The following is a 3,163-nucleotide window of genomic DNA, read 5'->3' on the forward strand; positions in this document are numbered from 1 at the left end:
GCGAGCTTCTTGGCTCTCCGCCTGTTCTGTTTGACATCGTAAAGAGAAGATTTGTTCGAACTTCATGAGCCGAAAGGTTCCATGATTTGTCGCCGGGGACGCTCAATCCCTTGCATATGATGGGTTTGCCTAACCGCGCCCTCGAACCGATCTCGAGAAGCTGGTCTTTTTGTGCCAATGACATCGAATTGGATCCCGCACAGGATCTGGTTCAGGCGACAATTCCTTTGGAATTGCGCGGACGCTGACCTCGTGAGGGGAAGGCTGAAGCGACAATCCCTGGGATTGCGCAGGTGGGCATTGGCAATGAGAACGATCAAGTGTCTTAAGGGCAATTGGTGGATGCCTTGGCATGCACAGGCGATGAAGGACGTGATACGCTGCGATAAGCTACGGGGAGGTGCGAATACCCTTTGATCCGTAGATTTCCGAATGGGGAAACCCACCTAAGGTGCTTGGAAAATCAGAGTAGCCAGAAGGTCGCGAGGCCGACTTGCTGCTGTGGTTTCCAAGTATCAGATATAGGTAACTTATCCTGAATACATAGGGATAAAGTGGCGAACGCGGGGAACTGAAACATCTAAGTACCCGTAGGAAAGGACATCAACCGAGACTCCGGAAGTAGTGGCGAGCGAACCCGGACCAGGCCAGTGGCGATTGAGAGACAAGCGGAACCTTCTGGAAAGTAGGGCCATAGTGGGTGACAGCCCCGTACGCGTAATGCAATCAATCGTCCTCGAGTAAGGCGGGACACGTGAAATCCTGTCTGAAATTGGGGGGACCACCCTCCAAGCCTAAGTACTCGTGCATGACCGATAGCGAACTAGTACCGTGAGGGAAAGGTGAAAAGCACCCCGACAAGGGGAGTGAAAGAGTACCTGAAACCGATTGCCTACAAACAGTGGGAGCCCGCAAGGGTGACCACGTACCTTTTGTATAATGGGTCAGCGACTTAGTGTGACGAGCAAGCTTAAACCGCTAGGTGTAGGCGCAGCGAAAGCGAGTCTGAACAGGGCGTTCAGTTCGTCGCATTAGACCCGAAACCGAGTGATCTAGCCATGAGCAGGTTGAAGGTAAGGTAACACTTACTGGAGGACCGAACCCATAACTGTTGCAATAGTTCGGGATGACTTGTGGCTAGGGGTGAAAGGCCAATCAAACTCGGAAATAGCTGGTTCTCCGCGAAATCTATTTAGGTAGAGCGTCGACCGAATACCCCAGGGGGTAGAGCACTGGATGGGCTAGGGGTCCTCACCGGATTACCAAACCTAACCAAACTCCGAATACCTGGGAGTACTAGTCGGCAGACACACGGCGGGTGCTAACGTCCGTCGTGAAAAGGGAAACAACCCTGACCTACAGCTAAGGTCCCCAAGTTATGGCTAAGTGGGAAAGGATGTGAGGATCCCAAAACAACCAGGATGTTGGCTTAGAAGCAGCCATCATTTAAAGAAAGCGTAACAGCTCACTGGTCTAAATAAGGGTCTTTGCGCCGAAAATGTAACGGGGCTAAAGCCATACACCGAAGCTTAGGGTTCGTAGCAATACGAGCGGTAGCGGAGCGTTCTGTAAGCTGATGAAGCCATACCCGTGAGGGGTGGTGGAGGTATCAGAAGTGCGAATGCTGACATGAGTAACGTAAGGGGAGTGAGAGACTCCCCCGCCGAAAGACCAAGGGTTCCTGCTTAAAGCTAATCTGAGCAGGGTTAGCCGGCCCCTAAGACGAGGCGGAAACGCGTAGTCGATGGGAACCACGTTAATATTCGTGGGCTTGGAGGTAGTGACGGATCATTGAGGTAGTCCAATCTTATCGGATTGAACGGGCTGCTGCGTGGTTCCAGGAAATAGCTCCTCCTTATAAACCGTACCCGAAACCGACACTGGTGGTCTGGTAGAGTATACCAAGGCGCTTGAGAGAACTATGCTGAAGGAACTCGGCAAATTGCACGCGTAACTTCGGAAGAAGCGTGACCCTTTTCTGCGCAAGCAGAGGAGGGTGGCACAGACCAGGGGGTAGCGACTGTTTATCAAAAACACAGGGCTCTGCGAAGTCGCAAGACGACGTATAGGGTCTGACGCCTGCCCGGTGCTGGAAGGTTAAGAGGAGGGGTGCAAGCTCTGAATCGAAGCCCCAGTAAACGGCGGCCGTAACTATAACGGTCCTAAGGTAGCGAAATTCCTTGTCGGGTAAGTTCCGACCTGCACGAATGGCGTAACGACTTCCCCGCTGTCTCCAGCATAGACTCAGTGAAATTGAATTCCCCGTGAAGATGCGGGGTTCCTGCGGTTAGACGGAAAGACCCCGTGCACCTTTACTATAGCTTTACATTGGCATTCGTAGTGGCATGTGTAGGATAGGTGGTAGGCTTTGAAACCTGGGCGCCAGCTCAGGTGGAGCCACCCTTGAAATACCACCCTTATTACTATGGATGTCTAACCGCGGCCCGTTATCCGGGTCCGGGACAATGTATGGTGGGTAGTTTGACTGGGGCGGTCGCCTCCTAAAGAGTAACGGAGGCGCGCGATGGTGGGCTCAGAACGGTCGGAAATCGTTCGCTGAGTGCAATGGCATAAGCCTGCCTGACTGCGAGACTGACAAGTCGAGCAGAGACGAAAGTCGGTCATAGTGATCCGGTGGTCCCGCGTGGAAGGGCCATCGCTCAACGGATAAAAGGTACGCCGGGGATAACAGGCTGATGACCCCCAAGAGTCCATATCGACGGGGTTGTTTGGCACCTCGATGTCGACTCATCGCATCCTGGGGCTGGAGCAGGTCCCAAGGGTATGGCTGTTCGCCATTTAAAGCGGTACGTGAGTTGGGTTCAGAACGTCGTGAGACAGTTCGGTCCCTATCTGCCGTGGGTGTAGGAATATTGAAAGGATCTGTCCCTAGTACGAGAGGACCGGGATGGACGGATCTCTGGTGGACCTGTTGTGGCGCCAGCCGCATAGCAGGGTAGCTATATCCGGACGGGATAACCGCTGAAGGCATCTAAGCGGGAAACCCACCTTAAAACGAGTATTCCCTGAGAACCGTGGAAGACGACCACGTTGATAGGCCGGGTGTGGAAGAGCGGCAACGCTTGAAGCTTACCGGTACTAATAGTTCGATCGGCTTGATCGTTCTCATTCCTTATGCCCATCTGACAAAGTCAGATGGTCT

Annotated in this window: 1 rRNA gene; it reads left to right on the forward strand. The window is 53.1% G+C overall.

The features are described from left to right. Positions 1 to 314: 314 nt before the first annotated feature. Positions 315 to 3,124 (forward strand): 23S ribosomal RNA (locus tag LB564_RS31425). Positions 3,125 to 3,163 lie beyond the last annotated feature (39 nt).

The organism is Mesorhizobium sp. ES1-6 (genome assembly GCF_020164775.1).
Taxonomy (GTDB): domain Bacteria; phylum Pseudomonadota; class Alphaproteobacteria; order Rhizobiales; family Rhizobiaceae; genus Mesorhizobium.